At 69.7% G+C, this 2,646-nt stretch carries 5 protein-coding genes; 3 read left to right on the forward strand and 2 right to left on the reverse strand.

Features of this window, described 5'->3' with window-relative positions; genetic code table 11:
* On the reverse strand, window positions 1-195 hold a 195-nt coding region (locus tag AB0J09_RS61870), incomplete at its 3' end, for a GntR family transcriptional regulator (RefSeq protein WP_360713453.1).
* A gap of 163 nt (window positions 196-358) precedes the next feature.
* On the opposite strand from AB0J09_RS61870, the gene AB0J09_RS61875 reads away from it, so the two are divergent.
* The 3 genes from AB0J09_RS61875 (at window position 359) to AB0J09_RS61885 (ending at window position 2,259) form a co-directional block, all read left to right on the forward strand.
* Window positions 359-892, forward strand: coding sequence for a YbhB/YbcL family Raf kinase inhibitor-like protein (locus AB0J09_RS61875; protein ID WP_360713455.1), 534 nt, complete (start codon window positions 359-361; stop codon window positions 890-892).
* A 143-nt stretch (window positions 893-1,035) separates the two neighbouring features.
* Complete coding sequence (locus AB0J09_RS61880; RefSeq protein WP_360713457.1) at window positions 1,036-1,458, forward strand: cupin; 423 nt, start codon at window positions 1,036-1,038, stop codon at window positions 1,456-1,458.
* A gap of 228 nt (window positions 1,459-1,686) precedes the next feature.
* Entirely contained in the window at window positions 1,687-2,259 is a 573-nt protein-coding gene (locus AB0J09_RS61885) for a dihydrofolate reductase family protein (RefSeq protein WP_360713459.1), read from the forward strand.
* 166 nt (window positions 2,260-2,425) lie between these two features.
* On the opposite strand, the gene AB0J09_RS61890 is transcribed toward AB0J09_RS61885, so the two are convergent.
* Window positions 2,426-2,646, reverse strand: a 221-nt coding sequence (locus AB0J09_RS61890) for a winged helix-turn-helix domain-containing protein (protein ID WP_360713461.1), incomplete at its 5' end; no start/stop codon positions are given.

Consider the following 2,646-nt stretch of genomic DNA (forward strand, 5'->3'; position numbering starts at 1 on the left):
CAGCCCTACCAGGGCCTCGCGGACGACCGCCAGGCTGACCTGGTGCTGCTGGGCGAGCTCCTGTGGCTTGAGCGCTTGGCTGGGGGCGTACGCGCCCCTCATGATCGCTTCCCGGAGCCGGGCGTGAACACGCTCGGAGAGCATCTGCTTGGTCGGTGTGCCGGCGGTCTGCGTCATGCCCACACCATAGACCATCCATCAAATAATCGATTATCTGTGTTATCGTCGATCGTGTCCGGACGGTGTCCTCGACGGTGCCGCAACGGCCACCCCCATCACCGTCAGACGCCTCCCATAGGCGAGCAGTCGCCACGGGCCGGCGTCAACCGACCCACCATCTCCCTGAAGGAAGCATGTGATGAGCGCCAACAACCCCTTTGCCCGTCTCCCTGAGGCGCCCTCCTTCACCGTCACCAGCACTACGCTGACCGACGGCGCCCCCTGGCCCGCTGAGCAGATGTCCAGCGGTCTCCCGGGCGGCAAGGACGTCTCCCCGCAGCTGTCTTGGAGCGGTGCCCCCGAGGGGACGAAGAGCTACGCCGTGACGGTGTACGACCCGGACGCGCCGACCGGTTCCGGGTTCTGGCACTGGGCCGTGGCCGACATCCCCGCCACCGTCACCGAGCTGCCCGAGGGCGCGGGCGACGAGACCGGCTCGGGCCTTCCCGAGGGCGCCTACCAGCTGCCCAACGACGCCCGCGCGGCGTGCTTCATCGGCGCGGCCCCGCCGGCAGGGCACGGCTCGCACCGCTACTTCATCGTGGTGCACGCCCTCGACATCGAGACCATCGGCGTCCCGGCCGAAGCCACCCCTGCCTACCTCGGATTCACCATCGCCGGCCACATCCTCGGCCGTGCGGTCCTGACCGCCGCCGCCGAGAACCCCGCCTGACCGTCGAAGAGCCGGGAACGGCTGCGTGGCTGCTCCCACAGGCGTTCCCGGCTCTCCCCCTGGGGAGGCGCCCGCCTTGCCACGAGGAAGAAAGCGTCGGCGGCGCATTTCATCGGCTCGCACCAAAGGAAGGTTGTTTCGGCATGACCGTGACCCCGATCGAGCTCTTCGCGTCCTGCATTCACCTTCACACGGGCGGCAGGATTCACGCCCGGACCAGTCCCGTGGACGCCGACCGGGACGGCTGGCACCTGAGGGCCTTCCACGCCAAGACCGGCGCCGACGTCCACGCCGGCCACTGGGAGGTCCACCCCGAGGCCGAGGAGGTCGTGTCCTGCATCATCGGCAAGATACGCATCTACCTCCGTCCGGAACAGCCAGGACAGATGGAAGAGGAGATCAGGCTGTGGGCCGGAACCGCCGCCATCGTCCCGCGCGGGCGATGGCACCGCATCCACCTGGACATCCCCAGCACCATCATGACCATCACCCCACCGCGCGGCAGCCGCCTGGAGAAGCGAACCGACACCCAGGTCGGCTCCCTCGCCGCCCCGTCCCACCCATGAGCCGGTCCCGCAACGGTCGGGCGGGTCCGGCCTGTTCCTCCATCGAGTCGGCGGTGTCGAGCCCATGTCCGGGTTCAGCCGAGGTACGGCCAGAAGCAACCCGGGTGTTCCACGTTCACGTTCATTCCCACTGATCTTTCCGTCGTGGTGTCGAGACGGTCGGGCCGGCTCCGACCTTCTCGTGACGGCGCCGGATGGCGGCGCCGGTGGATCGAAGGAAGGCTCGCGATGAGCAAGGTAGTGCTGGATGTGTCGATGTCCCTGGACGGGTTCGCGGCGGGACCGAACGTCCGGAAAGAGGAGCCTATGGGGGACGGCGGCGAACGGCTGCACGAGTGGATGGCCGGGAAAGGGCCGGACGGCGGGGTCGACATCGGCATCCGCCAACAGGTGGACGCGGCGGTAGGAGCCGCCGTCATCGGACGGCGTACCTTTGACCTCGGCGTGGTCCCGTGGGGCGGCACACCATGGCCCGGCGTCCCGAGCTTCGTGGTCACCCACCGGACCAGGCAGGACCTCCTCGGCGACAACGGCGGGACGTTCGCCTTCGACGGGCTGGAGGCCGCAGTCCGGCGCGCCAAGGATGCCGCCGGGGACAAGGCCGTCCTGGTGCTGGGTGCGGACGTCGCCCGGCAGCTGCTCAGGGCGGGCCTGCTCGACGAGGTGCGCATCCACCTGGTCCCCCTGCTGATGGGGGCGGGCACACCACTGTTCGCCGGGGAACGGGCCGAGCTGATCCCGGAGGCGAAACCCGTCGCGGGGTCCGTGACCCACCTGCGCTACCGCGTCCCGAAGCCCTGACGCCCTTGACGTTCGCTTGCCCCACAGCACGGCCACGGAACGCCATACTTCACCGCGGCGGGCCCGGTCTGCCCGGGCCGTACCCGTTAATGAGCTGCTCATCATGGGTGCCCCGGCCGATCGGCGGTTGGCGAAATCCGCCGTCGTCGCGGTCGCGCGCCATGGGTTACGAGCCGACGTTCGGGCCGCTGTGGAGGAGGGCCTGTCCGAGGGGGGTCAGGGTGTGGAGGACGGCGCCGCCCGTCCGGGTGGTTGAGATGAGTCCGGCGTTGCGCAGTACCGTGGTGTGCTGGCTGGCAGAGCCGAGGGAGATGCCGACCCGTTCGGCCACGGACGTGGTGGTGGCCGGGGCGCGCAACGTGGCCAGCACGGCTGCGCGGGTACGGC

It is taken from the genome of Nonomuraea sp. NPDC049784 (assembly GCF_040659615.1).
Taxonomy (GTDB): Bacteria; Actinomycetota; Actinomycetes; order Streptosporangiales; family Streptosporangiaceae; genus Nonomuraea.

Bases quoted from the DNA above. Each gene is read 5' to 3' on its own strand.
- AB0J09_RS61875 (WP_360713455.1), top strand. From the start codon at position 359: ATGAGCGCCAACAACCCCTTTGCCCGTCTCCCTGAGGCGCCCTCCTTC.
- AB0J09_RS61880 (WP_360713457.1), top strand. From the start codon at position 1,036: ATGACCGTGACCCCGATCGAGCTCTTCGCGTCCTGCATTCACCTTCAC.
- AB0J09_RS61885 (WP_360713459.1), top strand. From the start codon at position 1,687: ATGAGCAAGGTAGTGCTGGATGTGTCGATGTCCCTGGACGGGTTCGCG.